Origin of the sequence: Pseudomonas piscis (assembly GCF_009380155.1) — a bacterium.
Taxonomy (GTDB): domain Bacteria; phylum Pseudomonadota; class Gammaproteobacteria; order Pseudomonadales; family Pseudomonadaceae; genus Aquipseudomonas; species Aquipseudomonas piscis.
In genome coordinates, this window is the sequence record NZ_WHUV01000003.1 from 826317 (window position 1) to 845283 (window position 18967).

General features: G+C 63.3%; 22 protein-coding genes. 9 read left to right on the forward strand and 13 right to left on the reverse strand.

All coding sequences use genetic code 11. From position 1 onward, the window contains the following. Window positions 1–90: 90 nt before the first annotated feature. A complete protein-coding gene (gene uraD / locus GDH07_RS20840) occupies window positions 91–606 on the reverse strand; it encodes a 2-oxo-4-hydroxy-4-carboxy-5-ureidoimidazoline decarboxylase (RefSeq protein ID WP_022640169.1) in 516 nt (171 codons plus the stop codon). Continuing rightward, complete coding sequence (gene puuE / locus GDH07_RS20845; protein WP_343038303.1) at window positions 603–1529, reverse strand: allantoinase PuuE; 927 nt, start codon at window positions 1527–1529, stop codon at window positions 603–605. The genes uraD and puuE overlap by 4 nt, the downstream gene beginning before the upstream one ends. 425 nt (window positions 1530–1954) lie before the next feature. Between puuE and uraH the strand changes: the two genes are divergently transcribed. Beyond that, window positions 1955–2308 carry a hydroxyisourate hydrolase gene (gene uraH, locus GDH07_RS20850; protein ID WP_031320284.1) on the forward strand — a complete coding sequence of 118 codons (354 nt, stop codon included), beginning with the start codon at window positions 1955–1957 and terminating at the stop codon, window positions 2306–2308. A gap of 163 nt (window positions 2309–2471) precedes the next feature. On the opposite strand, the gene GDH07_RS20855 is transcribed toward uraH, so the two are convergent. Together GDH07_RS20855 and GDH07_RS20860 are read right to left on the reverse strand one after the other, a co-directional pair. After that, window positions 2472–3821, reverse strand: a complete 1350-nt coding sequence (locus GDH07_RS20855) for an NCS2 family permease (protein ID WP_022640166.1) — start codon at window positions 3819–3821, stop codon at window positions 2472–2474. A 283-nt stretch (window positions 3822–4104) separates the two neighbouring features. Next, entirely contained in the window at window positions 4105–4548 is a 444-nt protein-coding gene (locus tag GDH07_RS20860; protein WP_031320282.1) for a MarR family winged helix-turn-helix transcriptional regulator, read from the reverse strand. A gap of 82 nt (window positions 4549–4630) precedes the next feature. On the opposite strand from GDH07_RS20860, the gene GDH07_RS20865 reads away from it, so the two are divergent. Together GDH07_RS20865 and GDH07_RS20870 are read left to right on the forward strand one after the other, a co-directional pair. Next, entirely contained in the window at window positions 4631–5797 is a 1167-nt protein-coding gene (locus tag GDH07_RS20865) for an aminotransferase-like domain-containing protein (RefSeq protein ID WP_152898750.1), read from the forward strand. A gap of 9 nt (window positions 5798–5806) precedes the next feature. Further along, the gene (locus GDH07_RS20870) at window positions 5807–6409 is read left to right on the forward strand and encodes a glutathione S-transferase family protein (protein WP_022640163.1); all 603 of its coding nucleotides are present in this window, start codon (window positions 5807–5809) and stop codon (window positions 6407–6409) included. Window positions 6410–6455: 46 nt separating this feature from the next. Here GDH07_RS20870 and GDH07_RS20875 read toward each other — a convergent pair whose 3' ends face one another. The 5 genes from GDH07_RS20875 to GDH07_RS20895 all read right to left on the reverse strand — a co-directional run bounded on the left by GDH07_RS20875 (window position 6456) and on the right by GDH07_RS20895 (window position 9228). Continuing rightward, window positions 6456–6827, reverse strand: coding sequence for a glutathione S-transferase N-terminal domain-containing protein (locus GDH07_RS20875; RefSeq protein ID WP_343038304.1), 372 nt, complete (start codon window positions 6825–6827; stop codon window positions 6456–6458). Window positions 6828–6929: 102 nt separating this feature from the next. Further along, window positions 6930–7475, reverse strand: coding sequence for a GTP cyclohydrolase I FolE (gene folE, locus GDH07_RS20880; RefSeq protein ID WP_011062625.1), 546 nt, complete (start codon window positions 7473–7475; stop codon window positions 6930–6932). A gap of 77 nt (window positions 7476–7552) precedes the next feature. Next, the gene (locus GDH07_RS20885; RefSeq protein ID WP_152898752.1) at window positions 7553–8110 is read right to left on the reverse strand and encodes a Smr/MutS family protein; all 558 of its coding nucleotides are present in this window, start codon (window positions 8108–8110) and stop codon (window positions 7553–7555) included. A 76-nt stretch (window positions 8111–8186) separates the two neighbouring features. After that, a complete protein-coding gene (locus tag GDH07_RS20890; protein WP_053133259.1) occupies window positions 8187–8507 on the reverse strand; it encodes a hypothetical protein in 321 nt (106 codons plus the stop codon). A gap of 130 nt (window positions 8508–8637) precedes the next feature. Next, a complete protein-coding gene (locus tag GDH07_RS20895; RefSeq protein ID WP_031320281.1) occupies window positions 8638–9228 on the reverse strand; it encodes a cysteine hydrolase family protein in 591 nt (196 codons plus the stop codon). A gap of 240 nt (window positions 9229–9468) precedes the next feature. Between GDH07_RS20895 and prmB the strand changes: the two genes are divergently transcribed. After that, window positions 9469–10377, forward strand: coding sequence for a 50S ribosomal protein L3 N(5)-glutamine methyltransferase (gene prmB, locus GDH07_RS20900; protein WP_022640158.1), 909 nt, complete (start codon window positions 9469–9471; stop codon window positions 10375–10377). Window positions 10378–10428: 51 nt separating this feature from the next. Here prmB and GDH07_RS20905 read toward each other — a convergent pair whose 3' ends face one another. Continuing rightward, a complete protein-coding gene (locus GDH07_RS20905) occupies window positions 10429–11220 on the reverse strand; it encodes a hypothetical protein (protein ID WP_152898754.1) in 792 nt (263 codons plus the stop codon). Between the two features lie 98 nt (window positions 11221–11318). Beyond that, window positions 11319–12272, reverse strand: a complete 954-nt coding sequence (locus tag GDH07_RS20910; protein WP_053133256.1) for an alpha/beta hydrolase — start codon at window positions 12270–12272, stop codon at window positions 11319–11321. 191 nt (window positions 12273–12463) lie between these two features. On the opposite strand from GDH07_RS20910, the gene aroC reads away from it, so the two are divergent. From aroC to GDH07_RS20925, 3 genes are all read left to right on the forward strand, one after another. Beyond that, window positions 12464–13555 carry a chorismate synthase gene (gene aroC, locus GDH07_RS20915; RefSeq protein WP_022640155.1) on the forward strand — a complete coding sequence of 364 codons (1092 nt, stop codon included), beginning with the start codon at window positions 12464–12466 and terminating at the stop codon, window positions 13553–13555. A gap of 28 nt (window positions 13556–13583) precedes the next feature. Further along, window positions 13584–14738, forward strand: a complete 1155-nt coding sequence (locus GDH07_RS20920) for an MFS transporter (RefSeq protein ID WP_152898755.1) — start codon at window positions 13584–13586, stop codon at window positions 14736–14738. A gap of 112 nt (window positions 14739–14850) precedes the next feature. Further along, complete coding sequence (locus tag GDH07_RS20925; RefSeq protein WP_152898756.1) at window positions 14851–15390, forward strand: acireductone dioxygenase; 540 nt, start codon at window positions 14851–14853, stop codon at window positions 15388–15390. A 69-nt stretch (window positions 15391–15459) separates the two neighbouring features. Here the strand turns inward: GDH07_RS20925 and GDH07_RS20930 are convergent, their stop codons facing one another. After that, on the reverse strand, window positions 15460–15738 hold the full coding sequence (locus GDH07_RS20930) for a DUF3509 domain-containing protein (RefSeq protein WP_022640152.1): 279 nt from the start codon (window positions 15736–15738) through the stop codon (window positions 15460–15462). A 92-nt stretch (window positions 15739–15830) separates the two neighbouring features. Continuing rightward, a complete protein-coding gene (locus GDH07_RS20935; RefSeq protein WP_152898757.1) occupies window positions 15831–16139 on the reverse strand; it encodes a hypothetical protein in 309 nt (102 codons plus the stop codon). A gap of 275 nt (window positions 16140–16414) precedes the next feature. Here GDH07_RS20935 and GDH07_RS20940 point away from each other — a divergent pair, with 275 nt between their 5' ends. Both GDH07_RS20940 and GDH07_RS20945 read left to right on the forward strand, forming a co-directional pair. Continuing rightward, window positions 16415–18253 (forward strand): long-chain-acyl-CoA synthetase, encoded by a 1839-nt coding sequence (locus GDH07_RS20940; RefSeq protein ID WP_022640151.1) that lies wholly within the window; start codon window positions 16415–16417, stop codon window positions 18251–18253. 97 nt (window positions 18254–18350) lie between these two features. After that, window positions 18351–18869, forward strand: coding sequence for an ankyrin repeat domain-containing protein (locus tag GDH07_RS20945; protein ID WP_152898758.1), 519 nt, complete (start codon window positions 18351–18353; stop codon window positions 18867–18869). The last annotated feature ends 98 nt before the right edge of the window (window positions 18870–18967 follow it).

An 18967-nucleotide genomic window follows, 5' to 3' on the forward strand; every position in this document is an offset into this window, starting at 1 on the left:
GCGGGCAGGATATGGCGTGGTTGTTCATTGTTCTTGTCAGCCTTTATCGGTGGTTTTGCCGCGGCAGGCCGGGCCTGCCTCGACCACTGGCTACAGCGTCTGCAAGCGGAACAGGGCGATCTTGTTGATTTCCGCCAGGGCGCACTTGAACTCGGTGTCCACCGAGTTGTGGATGCGGGTTTCGAAGGCGGCGAGGATCTGGTGCCGGTTGCTGCCCTTCACCGCCATGATGAAGGGGAACTGGAACTTGGCCTTGTAGGCATCGTTCAGTTCGGTGAAGCGCTGGAACTCCTCGGCGGTGCACTGATGGATGCCGGCACCGGCCTGCTCGTTGGTGCTGGCCGCGGTCAGTTCGCCCTGGATCGCGGCCTTGCCGGCCAGATCCGGGTGGGCGTTGATCAGCGCCAGTTGGCGGGCGTGGTCGGCGCTGAGGAGGATGTCGCTCATGCGCTGGTGCAGCCCCTCGATCTGGTCGATGGAGGCGTCCAGGCCCAGGTCATGGGCCTTTTCGGCCACCCATGGGGAATGCTCGTAGATGTCGGCGAAGGCCTCGATGAAGCCTGTGCGGTCCAGGGTCGAGGGCTTGAGGGTCTGGAATGCGGTCATTTCGCCGCTCCCTGGCAAGGGTGGACCTGCTGCCAGTGACGGGCGATATCCACCCGCCGGGTGAACCACACGTGTTCGTGGCCCTTGACGTACTCGATGAAGCGCTTGAGGGCGGCCAGGCGTGCCGGACGTCCAACCAGGCGGCAGTGCAGGCCGATGGAGAGCATCTTCGGTGCCTCTGCACCCTCGGCATACAAGACGTCGAAGGCGTCCTTGAGGTAGTGGAAGAAGTCATCGCCCTTGTTGAAACCCTGTACCTGGGTGAAGCGCATATCGTTGGTGTCCAGGGTGTAGGGGATCACCAGGTGCGGCTTGCCGGTGGGGTTGCTGGGTTCCCAGTAGGGCAGGTCGTCGTCGTAGGTGTCGCTGTCGTAGAGGAAGCCGCCTTCCTCCATCACCAGCCGCCGGGTGTTCGGGCCGGTGCGTCCGGTGTACCAGCCCAGGGGGCGTTCGCCGGTGATCTCGGTGAGGATGCGGATCGCTTCGAGCATGTGCTCGCGTTCCTGGGCCTCATCCATGTACTGGTAGTCGATCCAGCGATAGCCGTGGCTGCAGATCTCGTGGCCGGCCTCGACCATGGCGCGGATCACGTCCGGATGGCGCTGGGCGGCCATGGCCACGGCGAAGACGGTCAGCGGGATATCGAATTCCTTGAACAGCTTGAGGATCCGCCAGACGCCGGCACGGCTGCCATATTCGTACAGCGATTCCATGCTCATGTTGCGCTCGCCTTGCAGGGGCTGCGCGGCGACCATTTCCGAGAGGAAGGCTTCGGACTCCTTGTCGCCATGAAGGATGTTGCGCTCGCCGCCTTCTTCGTAGTTGAGCACGAAGGACAGGGCGACACGGGCATTGCCTGGCCAGTGAGGGTGAGGAGGGTTGGAGCCGTAACCGATCAGGTCGCGAGGGTAGTCAGCGCTCACTGCAGTCTTCCTTATTGTTCGTGGTAACTGTGGCGTGGCGGGACCTGAAACCGGGAAGAGCCAGGTGAGCGTCACTGCGATGGCTTGATTGTATACAAGTTTATAATCGGTTTGTAAGCCCGTTTTTTTGCAAATTTACCCTTTTGTTGCTGCACAATCTCCCTGCAAGAAATCTGCCCAAGTGGTCAGCTTATGAATCGCAAGTCGCCAGGCGGCGTGCTTTTGGTCTTGATCGGCGGTCGACCGACAGTAGCTCTGGAGTGGGCGATGAGTGCAATTATTATTGTGTACAATTTTAGATAAAAGTGTCTTAATTGTGACCTCGCCATGCTCGTTGCCCAGCCGCCGATCATGGCCGCCCTTTCTTTCACTGACTCCGGGAGGCGCGAGGCCTGAAGCTCGATCGCAACAGGCACGCAGAATCAATGGGACGTTTGACTACACACGTTTTGGATGCCGCACACGGCTGCCCTGGCAGCGCCATCAAGATCGAGCTGTATCGGGTCGAAGGGGCGCAGTTGGAACCGGTCGCCACCGCCGTCACCAACAGCGACGGGCGCTGCGACGCACCGCTGCTGCAAGGCGATGAGTACCGCAGCGGCGTCTACCAGTTGCACTTCCACGCCGGCGATTACTACCGCGCCCGCGGTGTGCAGTTGCCGGAGCCGGCATTCCTCGATGTGGTGGTGCTGCGTTTCGGCATCAGCGCCGAGCAGGATCACTACCACGTGCCCCTGCTGATTTCGCCCTACAGCTATTCGACCTATCGAGGAAGCTAGGACTTTCCCCCAAGAATCCTGCGCAAATAGCTTTCTTTGGTCCTTGCCCGCCCCACACTGCGGGCTTTTTTTTGCCCGCGACCAGGGCGGGCCGGCGTGTTGCCGGGGCGCCCATGAAAAAGCCCCATCCGACTGGACGGGGCTTGGCGACAAGGGCCGAGAACTACAGGAACACGAACTTGGCGATGAAGATCGCACACAGCACGTACAGGCTGATGGAGATTTCCTTGTGCCTGCCGGTGCCGGCCTTGAGCACCACGTAGGTGATGAAGCCCAGGGCGATCCCGTCGGCGACGGAAAAGGTCAGGGGCATCATGATCGCCGTGACGATCGCCGGAATGCTGTCAGTGGCTTCTTCCCAGTCGATATGGGCCATGCCGCCCATCATCAGCATCGCCACGTAGATCAGCGCGCCAGCGGTGGCGTAGGCGGGGATCATCCCGGCCAGCGGGGCGAAGAACATCGCCGCCACGAACAGCACGCCCACGGTGATGGCGGTCAGGCCGGTACGGCCACCGGCGGCCACGCCTGCGGCGCTTTCCACATAGCTGGTGACCGGTGGCACACCGACCACCGCGCCGAACACGCTGGAGGCGCTGTCGGCCTTGAGCGCCCGGGACAGGTTCTCGATCCGTCCGTCAGGGTTCACCAGGCCGGCGCGCTGGGCCACGCCCATCAGGGTGCCGGCGGTATCGAACATGTGCACGAACAGGAACGCCAGGACCACGCTGATCATGCTGACGTTGAACACCCCGGCGACATCCATGGCCATCCAGGTCGGCGCCAGGCTTGGCGGCGGGGAGAGGATGCCGTTGTAGTGCACCAGGCCCAGGCCCCAGCCGGCCAGGGTCACGGCGATGATGCTGATCAGGATCGCGCCGAACACCCGGCGATAGCTGAGCACGGCGATCATCAGGAAGCACACCGCAGCCAGCAGCGGCCCCGGCTCGCGCAGGGAGCCGAGCTTGATCAGGGTCGCCGGGCTGTCGACGATGATCCCGGAGGTCTTGAGGCCGATCAGGCCGAGGAACAGCCCGACCCCGGCGCCCATGGCGAAGCGCAGGCTGGCCGGAATGCTGTTGAGCAGCCATTCGCGGACCCGCGACAGGGTCAGGATCATGAACAGCACGCCGGAGACGAAGACCGCGCCGAGGGCGGTTTCCCACTGGTAACCCATGGTGCCGACCACGGTGTAGGTGAAGAAGGCGTTGAGCCCCATGCCAGGTGCCAGGCCCACTGGCCAGTTGGCGTACAGGCCCATCAACAGGCAGCCCAGGGCTGCGGAGATGCAGGTGGCGACGAAGGCGGCGCCGTGGTCGATACCGGCGTCGGCCATGATGTTCGGGTTGACGAAGATGATGTAGGCCATGGTGATGAAGGTCGTCATGCCGGCGATCAGCTCGGTCTTCACCGTGGTGCCATGCAACTTGAGTTTGAAGATGCGCTCCAGCCAGCCGCTATTCGGCGATGACGAGAGGTTGAGCGGAGAGGCTTCGGATTTTCGGCTTTCCACAGCGAGTACTCCTCAAGAGTTTTATTGTTTTTTCCAGAACCGGGCACGCGAGGGTGGGCAGCGGCTCTTTGAGGCAGGTCAGGCGCGTGGGCTTAGTTGACCCTTGGGTCAAGAACTCACAGTTGGCGATTATGCTTTTGTATACAAAGAATGCAAATAATGTTTTTGGACTTGTGTGCGAAAGCTCTGCCAGGCACGGCTATATCGAGCTTGCAGGCAATCGGGGCTCAAGACGGGGAGATGGCAGGAGGCGGGTACCGGGAGCTGATGCCCGCCCGGGAAGTCAGGCGTCGGCCGGTTTGCCGGCCAGGGCCTGGTTGACCGCCAGCCAGCCATTGACCGCATCCTCACCGGCTTCGGCAAAGGCCCGTTGCAGCAACTTGACCTGCTCGCGGCGCAAGGATTGTTCGAAGCGCACGCCTTCGGCGGTCAGTTGCAGCAGGCGTTTGCGCTTATCGCAGGCTGGCGTGACGCTGTTCACCAGGTGCATTTCCAACAGTTGGCGCAGGGGAGTGTTCAAGGCTTGCTTGCTGACTCCCAGCAGGGCCAGCAACTCCTTCACGCTCAACTCGGGGTAGCGAGCGATGAAAAACACGATGCGTTGATGGACGCGGCTCAGGCCGCGACGTTCGAGCATTTCGTCGGCCTTGGCGGTGAAGGCCTGGTAGCCGAAGAAGAAGGCTTCCATGGCGATCTGCTGCGAGGATTGCTGTTTAAGGTCAAGCATATTGACGTATCTGCGAGAGTCGGCGTAATTTTCGGTCAAGCAGTTTGACGTATTTTCCCAACCCTTCGCTAGCGGTGAATCCATGGCCTTCTCCGAACGTGTATCGCGCCTCAAAAGCTCCCTGATTCGTGAAATCCTCGCCGCGGCCCAGCGTCCGGAGGTGATGTCGTTCGCTGGAGGCCTGCCCGCCGAGGCGATGTTGCCCAAGGTGCAGTGGCAGGACATGCCCACCACCATGGGCCAGTACGGCATGAGCGAGGGGGAGCCGCAGTTGCGCGAGGTCCTGGCTGAACAGGCGCGCCAGCTCGGCCTGCCTTGTACGGCGAGCCAGGTCCTGGTGGTCAGCGGCTCCCAGCAGACCCTCGACCTGGCGGCCAAGCTGTACATCGACAAGGGCACCCAGATCATGCTGGAAGCCCCGACCTACCTGGCAGCCTTGCAGATCTTCCAGCTGTTCGGTGCCCAGTGCCTGAACGTGCCCCTGCAGGAAGATGGCCCGGACCTGGTGCAGATGCGCCAGCGCCTGGAACAGCAGCGCCCGGCCTTCGCCTACCTGATCCCGACCTTCCAGAACCCCTCGGCCGTGCGCTACAGCGAAGCCAAGCGCGATGCGGTGGCGGCCTTGCTGGACGAATTCGAAGTCACCCTGGTCGAGGACGAGCCCTATCGCGAGCTGACCTTCGACGGCGGCAGCGCCAGGCCCATTGCCGGGCGCTTGAACAAGGCCAGCTGGATCTACAGCGGCACGATGTCCAAGACCTTGCTGCCCGGCTTGCGGGTCGGCTACCTGATCGCCAGCCCGGACCTGTTCCCGCACCTGCTGCGGCTTAAGCAGTCGGCGGATCTGCACACCAACCGTTTCGGCCAGTGGCAGGCCATGCAGTGGATCGGCAGCGACCGGTTCCAACAGCATCTGCAGGACCTGCGCAGCTACTACCGCCAGCGTCGTGATGCTTTCGAGGCGGCCTTGCAGGCTCACTTCAGCGACTTGGCGCACTGGCAGGTGCCCGCGGGCGGATTGTTTTTCTGGCTGAGCTTGAAACAGCCCCTCGACACCCGCACTTTGCTGAAGGCGGCGTTGGAGCGCGACGTCGCCTTCATGCCCGGTGAGCCGTTCTTTAGCGAACCGGACCACAACCACGGGCATCTTCGGTTGAATTTCAGCCACATCGATCCGGCGCGGCTGGACGAGGGCCTCAAGCGGCTGGCCACCGTGATACGTCAAGCACAGGCTGCACAGGCAGCCTAGGGGAGGGCCATGTACAAGGTTTATGGCGATTACCGTTCAGGCAACTGCTACAAGATCAAGCTGATGCTCAACCTGTTGGGTCTGCCTTATGAATGGCAGGCGGTGGATATCCTTGGCGGGGATACCCAGACCGAGGCATTTCTGGCGAAGAATCCCAACGGCAAGATCCCGGTCCTGGAACTCGAGGACGGCACTTGCCTGTGGGAGTCCAATGCGATCCTCAACTTCCTTGCCGATGGCAGTGAGTTCCTGCCCAGCGAGCCGCGGCTACGGACCCAGGTCCTGCAATGGCAGTTCTTCGAACAGTACAGCCACGAGCCCTACATTGCCGTGGCGCGTTTCATAAAAGCCTACGAGGGCTTGCCCGAGGAGCGCCGGGAGGAATACCTGAAGCTGCACAAGCGTGGCTACAAGGCGCTGGATGTGATGGAGAAACAACTGAGTCGCACGCCGTACCTGGTTGGCGAGCATTACTCCATTGCCGACATCGCGCTGTATGCCTACACCCATGTGGCCCATGAGGGTGGTTTCGACCTGGCCGGCTATCCCGGGATCCAGGCCTGGATGCAGCGGGTGGCGAGTCATCCGCGACATGTGGCGATGTTCGATTGAGCGGCGTCCGGCGCCTGACGGGCGCCGGACCTTCGCGGCAGGTTGTTCAGGCTGCGGAAAAACGCTGGTTCAGGTAGTCGATGATCACCTTGGATTCGTACATCCAGGTGGTCTGCCCGTTCTCTTCGATGCGCAGGCACGGCACCTTGATCTTGCCGCCTTGTTCCAGCAGGGCCTGGCGGTCCTGTGGGTTGTTCTTGGCGTCGCGCAGTGCCACCGGCACGTTCAGGCGGTGCAGGGCGCGACGGGTCTTCACGCAGAAGGGGCAGGCGTGGAACTGATATAGCGCCAGGCCCTGGGCGGCCTGCTCGACCTGGGCCTGGGCGGCGGCGCTGCGCTGCTGCTTGCGCGGGCGGGTGATGAAGTCGATGAAAATGATGAGTTGGCCCAGGCCGACTCGCAGTGCTTTGACGATCACGGTGTTGCCTCTTGCCCATGGATGAAGGGGCGGCAGCTTAACCGATTTTTGCCAGGCGAAAAAAAACCGGCGATCGACGCCGGTTTTTTCATTTCCCGCCTGTCACTTGATCAGGCTGAGGAACTCGCTGCGGGTCGCGGCATTCTCGCGGAATTCACCGAGCATCACCGAAGTGATCATCGACGAGTTCTGCTTCTCCACGCCGCGCATCATCATGCACATGTGCTTGGCCTCGATCACCACGGCCACGCCCAGGGCACCGGTCACTTGTTGGACGGCGTCGGCGATCTGCCGGCTGAGGTTTTCCTGGATCTGCAGGCGTCGGGCATACATGTCGACGATGCGCGCGACCTTCGACAGCCCCAGGACCTTGCCGCTGGGAATGTAGGCCACGTGGGCCTTGCCGATGAAAGGCAGCAGGTGGTGTTCGCACAGCGAGTAGAGCTCGATGTCCTTGACCAGCACCATTTCGCTGTTGTCGGAGCTGAACAAGGCACCGTTGGTGACCTCTTCCAGGGTTTGTGCATAACCGCGGCAAAGGTACTGCATGGCTTTGGCGGCGCGCTTGGGCGTGTCGAGCAGGCCCTCGCGGGAGACGTCCTCGCCCAATTGGCCGAGGATCGCGGTGTAATTCTGTTCCAGGGACATGAAACTACCTGTGGGATTTTACGCAAAGGGCAAGGGTACGGTGGCCGGCACGGCGCTGCAAGCTCGATGCAGGCGCTTTATTCGTCGCGGCCTTCCATCATGGTGCGCTTGAGCATCACATACAGCGCGCCGGTGCCGCCATGCCTGGCCTGGCAGGAAGCGAAGCCCAGCACCTGCGGATGCTGGCGCAGCCAGGTGTTGACGTGGCTCTTGATCATCGGCCGCTTGCCGTCCAGGCGCACGGCCTTGCCGTGGGTAACCCGGACACAGCGAATTTCGAACTTGGTGGCTTCGGCGAGGAACGCCCAGAGGGTTTCCCGGGCTTTCTCCACAGTCATGCCGTGCAGGTCGAGGCTGCCTTCGAAGGGGATCTGGCCGATCTTCAGCTTGCGCATCTGGCTGTCCTGGACCCCGTCGCGGGCCCACATCAGCTCGTCTTCCGGCCCCACGTCGATGACGAACTGGTCGGACAAGCCGTCCACCGTGGTGGTTTCGCTGCGTACGGTGGCAGCCTGGCGCAGCTTGGCGATCTGCGCCCGGTCGGTCTTGGGTTTGCCTGTTTCGGCACGGTCATGCTTGATCGGCTTGATGCCGCGCATTTCGTTCTTGAACAGGGAAAAGTCGTCGTCTTGCATGTCAGCCTCCGCGAAGGGCGGCTAGTTTACCCAAGTCGGTACGCCTTCAGGCGCGTAAATCGCGCCGTGGGCCGTTTCAGTCGTGTTTTTTCATCAGGTGCGGGGCCATGTTCAGCGCCAGCGGCTGGCGCATGCGCCGTCGGCAACGTCGCCACAGGCGCACGCCGGCATACAGCAGTACCAGGCCGATCAGCAGAACCACCGTCGATCCCAGCGGTTGGGCGTTGAGTTCGCCCAGCGCCGGAGCGCGTCCCAGCAGGCTGGCGATACCGGCCATGGCTAGCAGCACGCCGCAGGTCGCCAGCAATGCGGAGAATGCCGCTCCCAAGCGCAAGCGCCAGTTGCGCGGGCTCTTGGGCCGCAACCGGCGTGCGTCAAAACCATCGGATATCTTCATTCCGACCTTCCTCAGTGGGTATCGGCCCTTCGACCGGAAGTTGATCGGGTGGTTCCTGAGGCTCGGGTAATTGCTGCAAATGCGTGGCGTTCATGGATGAGCGGCCCGCCAGCCGCTCACCGGAGGGCGGTCAGATCAGGCTTGCGGTCGAGGCCAGGGTGGCGAAGTTGTCGGCCATGATCGCCATTTCGGTCTGCTGGACGTGTGCAGCGCTGAGGATGCCGTCCTTGTAGGGCAGGTCGCGGGTGGCGCAGGCATCTTCCACCAGGGTGCAGCGAAAGCCCAGGTTCTTCGCCGCGCGGACGGTAGTGCTGACGCTGGAGTGGCTCATGAAACCGGCCACGATCAGGTCCAGGGAGCCCAGGTCCTGCAGGCGCTTTTCCAGTTCGGTGCCGTGGAAGGCGCTGGGCAGCAGCTTGCCGATGATGGTCTCGTCACCCTGGGGTTCGAGGCCGGGAATGAATTCGCCGCGTTCACCCTGGGGGTCGAACAGGCCGCCGACGGTGCCGAGGTGGCGGACATGCACGATGGGCCGGCCGGCTGCTCGGGCGGCGCTCAGCAGCTGGCGGATGTTGGCCACTGCCGCGTCCATGCCGGACAGGGCCAGGGGGCCGCTGAGGTACTCTTTCTGGGCGTCGATGATCACAAGGGTCGCGTGGCTCAAATTGGCCGCCGCATAACCACGACCGCTGAGTTGAAACATCGTCTTTGGAACGGACATTCTGGGGCTCCTGTGAGTGGGGCGTTTGCGACATTGTCCTCTGGCGGAGCGCTTCTGTGAATCGCTACTAACGTAAGGGGCGCCGTTGCTGGCCTGCAGCCATGTCAAGGGCTATCGTCGAGCGCCCTTCGGGAGGAGCCAGGGCGCTCGCCGGTCGATTGCGCGGCAATGGTTTTCACGCTTAGTCGACAACGGCTTTGGCTGTTAGAATCGTCGGTCGTTTTGTCAGGAGTCTGTTCCGTGATCACTTCCCGTCTACGCACCTTGCGTGACCATATCCGCTGGGCTGTCAGCCGCTTTCATGGGGAGAATCTGTTCTTCGGCCATGGCACCGACAATGCCTGGGACGAGGCGCGCCAACTGGTACTGGGTGCCCTGCATCTGCCCTGGGAAATTGCCGATAGCTATCTGGACTGCGCGTTGGAAGACAACGAGCTGGTCCACCTGCAGCACTTGCTCAAGCGCCGCATCGAAGACCGCGTCCCCGTGGCCTACCTGCTGGGCGAGGCCTGGTTCTGCGGCCTGCCATTCATGGTCGACGAGCGTGTGCTGGTTCCCCGCTCGCCCATTGGCGAACTGATCGAGAAGCGCTTCGAGCCCTGGCTGGCCAACGAGCCGGCCCGCATCCTCGACTTGTGCACCGGCTCCGGCTGTATCGGCATCGCTTGTGCCTACGAGTTCCGTGATGCCGAGGTGGTGCTCGCGGACCTGTCCTTCGAGGCCCTGGAAGTGGCCAACCAGAACATCGAGCGCCACGGCGTCGAAGAGCGGGTCTTCACCGTGCAGGGCGATGGTTTCGATGGCCTGCCAGGACAGCGCTTCGACCTGATCGTGTCCAACCCGCCCTATGTCGACGCCGAGGATTTCGCCGACATGCCCGAGGAATACCAGCACGAGCCCGAGCTGGGCCTGGCCTGTGGCGAAGATGGCCTGAACCTGGTGCGGCGCATGCTGGCCGAAGCGGCCGGGCACTTGACCGAAAAGGGCCTGCTGATCGTCGAGGTGGGCAACAGCCAGGTGCACGTCGAGGCGTTGTATCCGGAGGTGGATTTCGCCTGGCTGGACTTCGAGAACGGTGGCCATGGCGTGTTCATGCTCACCGCCGAACAATGCCGTCAGCACCAGGCACTCTTCGCTTCTCGTCTCTGAAGGGGGCCGCCGGCCCGCGCAATGCGGGCTCTGGCGGCAAGAGGATGCGGCTCAGCGGTGAGTCGCGATCCAGATCAGCAACCCGGCCTGGAACACGGCGAAGGCCACCAGGCAGGTGATGGTGAAGCGCAAGCCGGCATCTTCACGCTTGTACTTGGTAACTTTCTCATCCTGCTTGCGCAGCTTGCCTTCCAGTTCCTCCAGGTTCTGTTCGGCCTGCTGGAGCATCTGCGCGGCTTCCAGTATCTCCACGAACTGCAGTTTCTCGGTGTTCCACTGGCTCAGCAGCTCACCGACCTGGACGTCCTTGACGCTGCCCTTGAGGTGCTGGGCATCGGCGTAGGCCACGTCGAAACCCTGCATGCGCAGCACATGGTCGCGGCGCAGGCGGGTGTCTTCGTTCAGGGCGTCCTTGTTCGCCAGGTCGAAGCCGTCGACCCGGTAGTGCGGCCATTTCTTCTGTGCCCACTGTGCGGCCTGGGCCAGCAGGAAGCGTCCAATCCCACGATTCAAGGGTTCGATCTGCAGGCCGCCCTCGGGCTCGAAGCAGACCCGGCGAGTGTCGTGCTCGACCCACACATCCAGGTGGTTCTGTTCCTTGCGCACCCGTTGCCCGGGCAGGCTGACGTTCATGCGCAGCAGGCTGTATTGCTTGTTGCTGCGCTCGGCGTAGCCGAACTCGATGAAACGCAGGGGACGTGAGCCGGTGGCGCGATCGGTTTGCAGGGGAGCCAGGCGCAGCATCTTGCGATGCTCGACCTGAACGTCGGCCCAGGGGCGCGCTGCCGGCTCCGGGGCGACGGTTTCCTGCTCGGCGGCAGGTGAATTCTGGGTATCAGTCATAACGGCAAGTCCTGTCCAATCGCTGTGCGCCGACAGCAATCGAACGGCCGGCAAAGGCTTATCGGCCGTTTTTTCCAGGACTGGAGGGTTAAAACAGGCTAACGGGTGTGAAGTCCGTCAATAAAGTCGGTGATGGCACTGCCCAGCTGTGCCGCCAGGGGCAGTTGCGGGTCCTTGTAGGAGGCCAGCTGGCGCTGCAGGTCGTTGGGCACGATGCGCATCACATGGTTCATGCCCTCGATCAGCGCCAGCCGGGCATCGGGTTTGGCGGCCTTGAGCACCTTGGCATCATCGACGCTGACCTGGATGTCGTTGCTGCCCTGGACGATCAGCGCCGGCATCTTCAGGCGGGCGAAGGCAGCGGCCGGATCCTCGCGGAACAGCGTGATCAGGTAAGGCTGCACGCTGGGACGGAAGATCACCTGCAAGGCTGCGGGCACATCGCTGTCGACCTTGCCGGCCTTGAGACTGTCCAGCAGTTCGTTGGCCCGCACCATCAAGCCCGGGGGCAGGCGGTAGCTCAATTGCTGGCGCAGGACCTGGTCTACCGGCCGGGCGGTGCCGGCGATGGAGATCACCCCGGCGGCATCCACTTGCGGCGCGGCGAGGCTGGCGATCAGCGCCCCCTCGCTGTGGCCCAGTACCACCAATTGGCCCAGGCGCGGGTCGGCCTTGAGCTTGTTGCCCCAGGCGACGGCGTCGGCCACGTAGGCCTCCAGGGTCAGGTTGCGTTCGTCCGGAGTGGCGGCGAGGCTGGCGGCCACCCCGCGCTTGTCATAGCGCACGCTGGCGATGTTGTGCCGGGCCAGCACCCAGGCCAGGCGCTTGAGGTTGTCATTGCGCCCGCCGTCGGGGTTGTTGCCGTCGCGATCGGTAGGGCCGGAGCCGGAAATGATCAGCACGACCGGCACGGGCTGCGCGGATTTGGGCAGCAGCAGCGTGCCGTACAGCTCGCCATGGCCGGTATCCAGGCTGATGGGACGTTGCAGGACGGTGGCCTGGGCCAGGCCGGTGAACAGGAACAGACTCAGCAGAAGAACTCGCAGCATCATCACGCCATCATGGAAAAGGTGCCCGTTGGACTCGGGCAAGGGTCGAAGGTTCGAGGATGAACTACTTGGGTAGCCTGCGTATACTGCCGTGCTGCCGGGAGCTGTTGCCGTGGGTCGATGGAGGATCGACAAACCGTAACGGGACCTGGTCCAGATTGAGTCATTCCCGCTGATTTCACGGAGCGCCCCGCATGTCCGGCAATACCTACGGCAAGCTGTTCACTGTCACCACCGCCGGCGAAAGCCATGGCCCGGCGTTGGTCGCCATTGTCGACGGCTGCCCGCCGGGCCTCGAGCTGTCCCTGCAAGACCTGCAGCGCGACCTGGACCGGCGCAAGCCCGGCACCAGCCGCCACACCACCCAACGCCAGGAGCCCGACGAGGTCGAGATCCTCTCCGGAGTCTTCGAGGGCAAGACCACTGGCTGCTCCATCGGCCTGCTGATCCGTAACACCGACCAGAAGTCCAAGGACTACTCGGCGATCAAGGATCTGTTCCGCCCGGCCCACGCCGACTACACCTACCACCACAAGTACGGCATTCGCGACTACCGTGGCGGTGGCCGCAGCTCGGCGCGGGAAACCGCCATGCGCGTGGCGGCCGGTGCCATCGCCAAGAAATACCTGGCCAGCCAGGGCATCGTGGTGCGGGGCTACATGAGCCAGCTGGGCCCGATCGAAATCCCGTTCAAGACCTGGGACTGCGTAGAGGACAACGCCTTCTTCAGCCCCGACCCGGACAAGGTGCCGGAGCTGGAGGCCTACATGGACCAACTGCGCCGTGACCAGGATTCCGTGGGCGCGAAGATCACGGTGGTCGCCGAAGGCGTGATGCCAGGGTTGGGCGAACCGATCTTCGATCGCCTGGATGCCGAACTGGCCCATGCGCTGATGAGCATCAACGCCGTCAAGGGCGTGGAAATCGGCGCCGGTTTCGCCTCGGTGTCCCAGCGTGGCACGGAACACCGGGACGAGCTGACGCCGGAAGGTTTCCTCAGCAACAACGCCGGCGGCATCCTCGGTGGCATCTCCTCGGGCCAGCCGATCATTGCCCACCTGGCCCTCAAGCCGACCTCCAGCATCACCACTGCAGGGCGCTCCATCGATGTCGACGGCAACCCGGTGGACGTGATCACCAAGGGGCGCCACGACCCATGCGTGGGCATCCGCGCCACGCCGATCGCCGAGGCGATGATGGCCATCGTGCTGATGGACCATCTGCTGCGCCATCGCGGCCAGAACGCCGACGTGCGCGTCGGTACTCCGGTCCTGGGCCAACGTTGATGCCGGCGCTGCCGGTCGCCACGGTCGGATGACCGTGGCGGCATTGCCGTACTGGCGGCTTTCCAGCTTCTACCTGTTCTATTTCGCGCTACTGGGTTCGACCGCGCCGTTCCTGGCGCTGTACTTCGACCACCTGGGGTTTTCCAGCGCGCGGATCGGCGAGCTGGTGGCCATCCCCATGCTCATGCGGTGCGTGGCGCCGAACCTCTGGGGCTGGCTCGGCGACTACACCGGCCAGCGCCTGGCCATCGTGCGTTTCGGCGCGATCTGCACCCTGGGCTGTTTTTCCCTGATTTTCATCGACCAGAGCTACGCCTGGCTGGCGATGGTCATGGCCCTGCATGCCTTCTTCTGGCACGCGGTGCTGCCGCAGTTCGAGGTCATCACCCTGGCCCACTTGCAGGGGCAGGCCTCGCGCTATAGCCAGATCCGCCTCTGGGGCTCCATCGGCTTCATTCTCACGGTGGTGGCCCTGGGGCGCTTGTTCGAGTGGCTGAGCCTGGATATCTACCCGGTCACCCTGGTGGTGATCATGGCGGGGATCGTCCTCAGCAGCCTGTGGGTGCCCAATGCCCAGCCGCTGGCCCAGGGCCAGCGCCTGGCGGGGGAGGGGTTTCTCCGGCAGGTGCGGGCCCCCGGGGTGCTGGCCTTCTACTTGTGCGTGGCGCTCATGCAACTGAGCCACGGTCCTTACTACACCTTCCTGACCTTGCACCTGGAGCGCCTGGGCTACAGCCGTGGGCTGATTGGCATGCTCTGGGCCCTTGGGGTGGTGGCCGAGGTGCTGATGTTCCTGGCCATGAGCCGGATCCTGGCGCGGTTCTCCGTACGCCGGGTGCTGCTGGCCAGCTTCCTGCTGGCGGCCCTGCGCTGGTTGCTGCTGGGCAGCCTGGCGGAGTTCCTCTGGGTGCTGCTGTTGGCCCAGGTGCTGCACGCCGCGACCTTCGGCAGCTTCCACGCTGCCTCCATTCATTTCGTCCAACGCAGCTTCGGGGCGCGCCAGCAAGGCCAGGGCCAGGCGTTGTATGCAGCCCTGGCGGGCACCGGTGGCGCTCTCGGAGCGCTCTACGCCGGCTACAGCTGGAACGCCCTGGGTGCGACATTGACCTTTAGTATTGCCAGCGTCGCAGCCCTGGCCGCAGCCGTTATCATTGCCACCCGCATGCAAGAGCAGAGGCCCTGAGCCTGTTTCTCGCACTGTTGCCTGTCGTGGCCAGCGACCCTGCCAAAGCTCCTTCGACGAAGGCGCCGGCGTTGTGTCCGAACGGCCCCATCAAACTCCAGGAGTCACCACTATGAGCAGCCTGTCCGTCTATCACGTCTCCAGCCCGGACCTGCCGAACAAGGTCCTGACCCATTTCGAGGATATCGCCGCCACCCTGGCCGAGCAGGGCATCGCCATCGAGCGCTGGCCGCACGCTACCCGGATCGAACCCGGCGCCAGCCAGGAGCAGGTCCTGGGCGCTTTCCAGGCCCAACTCGATCCGCTGATGAGCCAGCGCGGCCATGCCTCGCTGGAAGTGCTCAGCCGCAAGGGCAGCTATGCGGACATCGACGGCAGCTTGCCCGAGGAGCAGCGCTTGGATGACGACGCAGCGTTGCTGTTGCTGGCCGGGCGCGGGCTGCTCTACCTGCACATCGACGACTACGTGTATGGCCTGGTATGCGAACGGCATGAGCTGGTCTCGCTGCCGGCAGGCACCGCCCACTGGTTCGACATGGGCGAGCAGCCGGACCTGGTGGCCATCCGCTTGTTCGGCGGCAAGACCGCGACCCAAGCCGCCAAGATCACCGGTGACGCGATCGCCAGTGTTTTCCCACGCCTGGACGACTGACCTGGCAAATGCACTCGGGCCGGCGCCACGCAAGGTGGGGCCGGCCCGAGCAGCTGGATTGGCAGCGACTTACAGGGAGTGGTAAGTCGGCAGGGCGAAGCGGTTCTGGCTCTGCAGCAGGGAAATCTGTGGCAGCTCGCTGGCCTGCTCGGCCAGGTCGCGGCGGATGGCACTGATGACCCACGACAACTGGTCTGCGGCGTGCAGTTGGGCGTAGGAAATCGAACGCTTGAACTCCTTGCCCTCGCTATTGCGCAGGGTGAGCAGGATGCCGCCATCGGGGCGCGCCAGGGTGGTCACTTCGAAGTTGGAGAACAGGGAGGAAAACTTTTCTTGGATCAGGCTCATGTCTATCAGCTCCGTTAGTTCTTGAAGGGCAAGCATGGAGTGATAGGTGCAGTGATTGTGCCAGTATTGGATTTTATAAAAATCCTTATATATCAATGACTTGCAAAATCACCTGAAAGAAGAGTTCGTGCAAATTGCATGAATCGCCATCGTGCATCCTGCATTTTGCAGGTTGTGGCGGGGCACGGCGCATGGTGGCCTTGATCATTGTGACCATCGGGCCGGCAAGAAAATTCAATGCCGATCCAGGGCCATGGAGTGCCATCAAAGGGCGGCGCTGGAGATACAAAACTTTGCAAAAACCCCGTGTACAGCTTCGCGAGGGCTGACGTATTTTCCAGCTCGTCAGCCCTTGCTGCGTTGGTCTTGCGCCAGCGCTGGGCAGGGGCTTGCAGCGACATGGAATGTGTTGCGGCGCGGTCCTGGTGATCTCGCCCGAAGGATAATAAGAATATAGGACGCCCTTCATGAACGATCTGTGCATAGCTTCGGCGGCGCTGCCTGCCGCACTCTCCCCGACTCATCCGTCGTTCCTTTCCAGCAGCTGCGGCCTGCGTCGCCTGCCGGTGCTCCGATTCCGGGTCGCCAATCCCGGTTGAGCCCAGCACGTCATCCGTTGCCAGCGCCCGGCCGGCCAGGTCCGGGCACAGACCTTTGTCGTCGAGCCGGAGCCACCATGAACAAGCAAAAGAGCGACATGATCACCTGGGGCATGATGCTGCGTAAGGTGCCATCCATTGCCCGGGCGCTGCCACGGGTGGTGCGCGGTATCAGGGCCGGGAACATCGAGAAGGCGGACCAGCCCTGCGGCCTGGGCTGGAGCTTCGAACAAGCGACCAGGCGCAATCCGCAAGGGCCGGCATTGCTGTATGGCAATCGGGTCCTGAGTTACACCCAGGTCAACCAGTGGGCCAACCGCATCGCGGCCTACCTGCAGGAGCAGGGCATCGGCAAGGGCGATGTGCTGGCGATCTTCATCGAAAACCGTCCGGAACTGCTGGTCACCGTCCTGGCGGTGGCCAAGCTCGGCGGGATCTGCGCCATGGTCAACACCGCGCAGACCCAGGGGGTGCTGGTGCACAGCCTGAACCTGGTCAAGCCGGTGGCGATCATGGTCGGCGCCGAGTTGCTGGCGGCCTATTCGGCGGTGCGCGACCAGGTCGGAATCGAGCCGCGGCGCAACTGGTACGTCGCCGACCAGGACACCCTGGCCGATCCCGGAGCCACCCCCGAAGGGCTGGTCAACCTGATGGCCGAGAGTGCCGGCTACCCGGAGGACAACCTGGCCCAGACCCAGCGCATCTTCCTCGATGACCCTTGCTTCTACATCTATACCTCCGGCACCACCGGCTTGCCCAAGGCAGGCATCTTCAAGCACGGACGCTGGATGCGCACCAGTGCCGGCTTCGGCACCATCGCCCTGGATATGCAGCCTGAGGACGTGCTGTATTGCACCTTGCCGCTGTATCACGCCACCGGCTTGTGCGTGTGCTGGGGCTCGGCCATCACCGGGGCCTCGGGGTTCGCCATCCGCCGCAAGTTCAGCGCCAGCCAGTTCTGGGACGATGCCCGGCGCTTCCAGGCGACCGCCATAGGTTATGTCGGCGAGTTGTGCCGCTACCTGATCGACCAGCCGGGTTCGCCACGCGACAGCGACCACCAGGTGTTCAAGATGATCGGCAACGGCCTGCGCCCGGGGGTCTGGAGTGAATTCAAGCAGCGCTTCGGCGTCGGCCATATCTGCGAGCTGTACGCTGCCAGCGACGGCAACATCGGCTTCAGCAACATTCTCAATTTCGACAACACCGTCGGGTTTTCCCTGATTCCCTGGGCCTTGGTGGAGTACGCCCACGACACCGGTGCGCCGCTGCGCAACAGCCAGGGGTTCATGCAGAAGGTGGCCAAGGGCGGCCAGGGCCTGCTGCTGGCGAAGATCGACGACAAGGCGCCGCTGGATGGCTATACCGATCCGGAGAAGAACCTCAAGGTGATCCTCAAGGACGTGTTCGAGAAGGGCGACAGCTACTTCAATACCGGCGACCTGCTGCGTGATATCGGTTTTGGCCATGTGCAGTTCGTCGATCGTCTGGGCGATACCTTCCGCTGGAAGGGCGAGAACGTCTCCACCACCGAGGTCGAGAACATCCTGCTGGGGCACCCGCAGGTCGCCGAGGTGGTGGCCTACGGCGTGGAGATCCAAAACACCAACGGCCGTGCGGGGATGGTGGCGATCACCCCGGCGGAGTCCCTGGCGACCCTGGATTTCAGCGCGCTGTTGCAGTTCGCCCGGCAGCAACTGCCGGGCTATGCGGTGCCGCTGTTCCTGCGGATCAAGGTGAAGATGGACACCACCGGTACTTTCAAGTACCAGAAGAGCCGCCTGAAGGAGCAGGCCTTCGATCTCGAACGCACCGATGACGATCCGATCTATGCCTGGCTGCCGGGTTCGGACACCTATGTGCGCTTGACCCCGCAGATCTTCGCCGACATCCAGGGAGGGCGCCTGCGCTATTGATTCTGTCTATGGTGGCCCTTGGGAAAAAGAGGATGACAGGCTGCGGCCGGCTTGGGGAAACTAGCGACTTTCCGATTTGCCGAACCTGGAGTTACCGATGACCGACAAAAGCCGCCAGATGACCGAAGACGAGGCCGCCCAGTTTGTCGAGCAGGTGTTCAACGTCGCCCGCCAGGGCGATGCCCAGATGCTCGATCGGCTGGCCGGTGGTGGCCTGCCGGTCAACCTGCGCAACCACAAGGGCGATACCCTGCTGATGCTGAGCGCGTACTACGGGCATGTGGAGGCGGTAAAGGTGCTGCTCAAGCACAAGGCCGACCCCGAGATCCGCAACGACAACGGCCAGAGCCCGATCGCCGGGGCCGCCTTCAAGGGCGACCTGGCGGTGGTCAAGGCGCTGGTGGAGGGTGGTGCCCAGGTCGAGGGCGCCTCTTTCGACGGCCGTACTGCGCTGATGATGGCGGCGATGTTCAATCGCACCGAGATCGTCACCTACCTGATCAGCCAGGGCGCCGATCCCAAGGTTCGCGATGCCAATGGCGTCAGTGCCCTGGAGGCGGCCCGGACCATGGGCGCGGCGGATACCACCGCGCAACTGGAACAGCTCCTGGCCTGAGGCGCGAGGGCGGCGAGGGCTCGGGCCCTCGTCGTTGCAGCAGGACCGGCTGCGGACTTTAGGCTATCCTTCGCGCCCTCGAAATTTCCTTGCCTCCA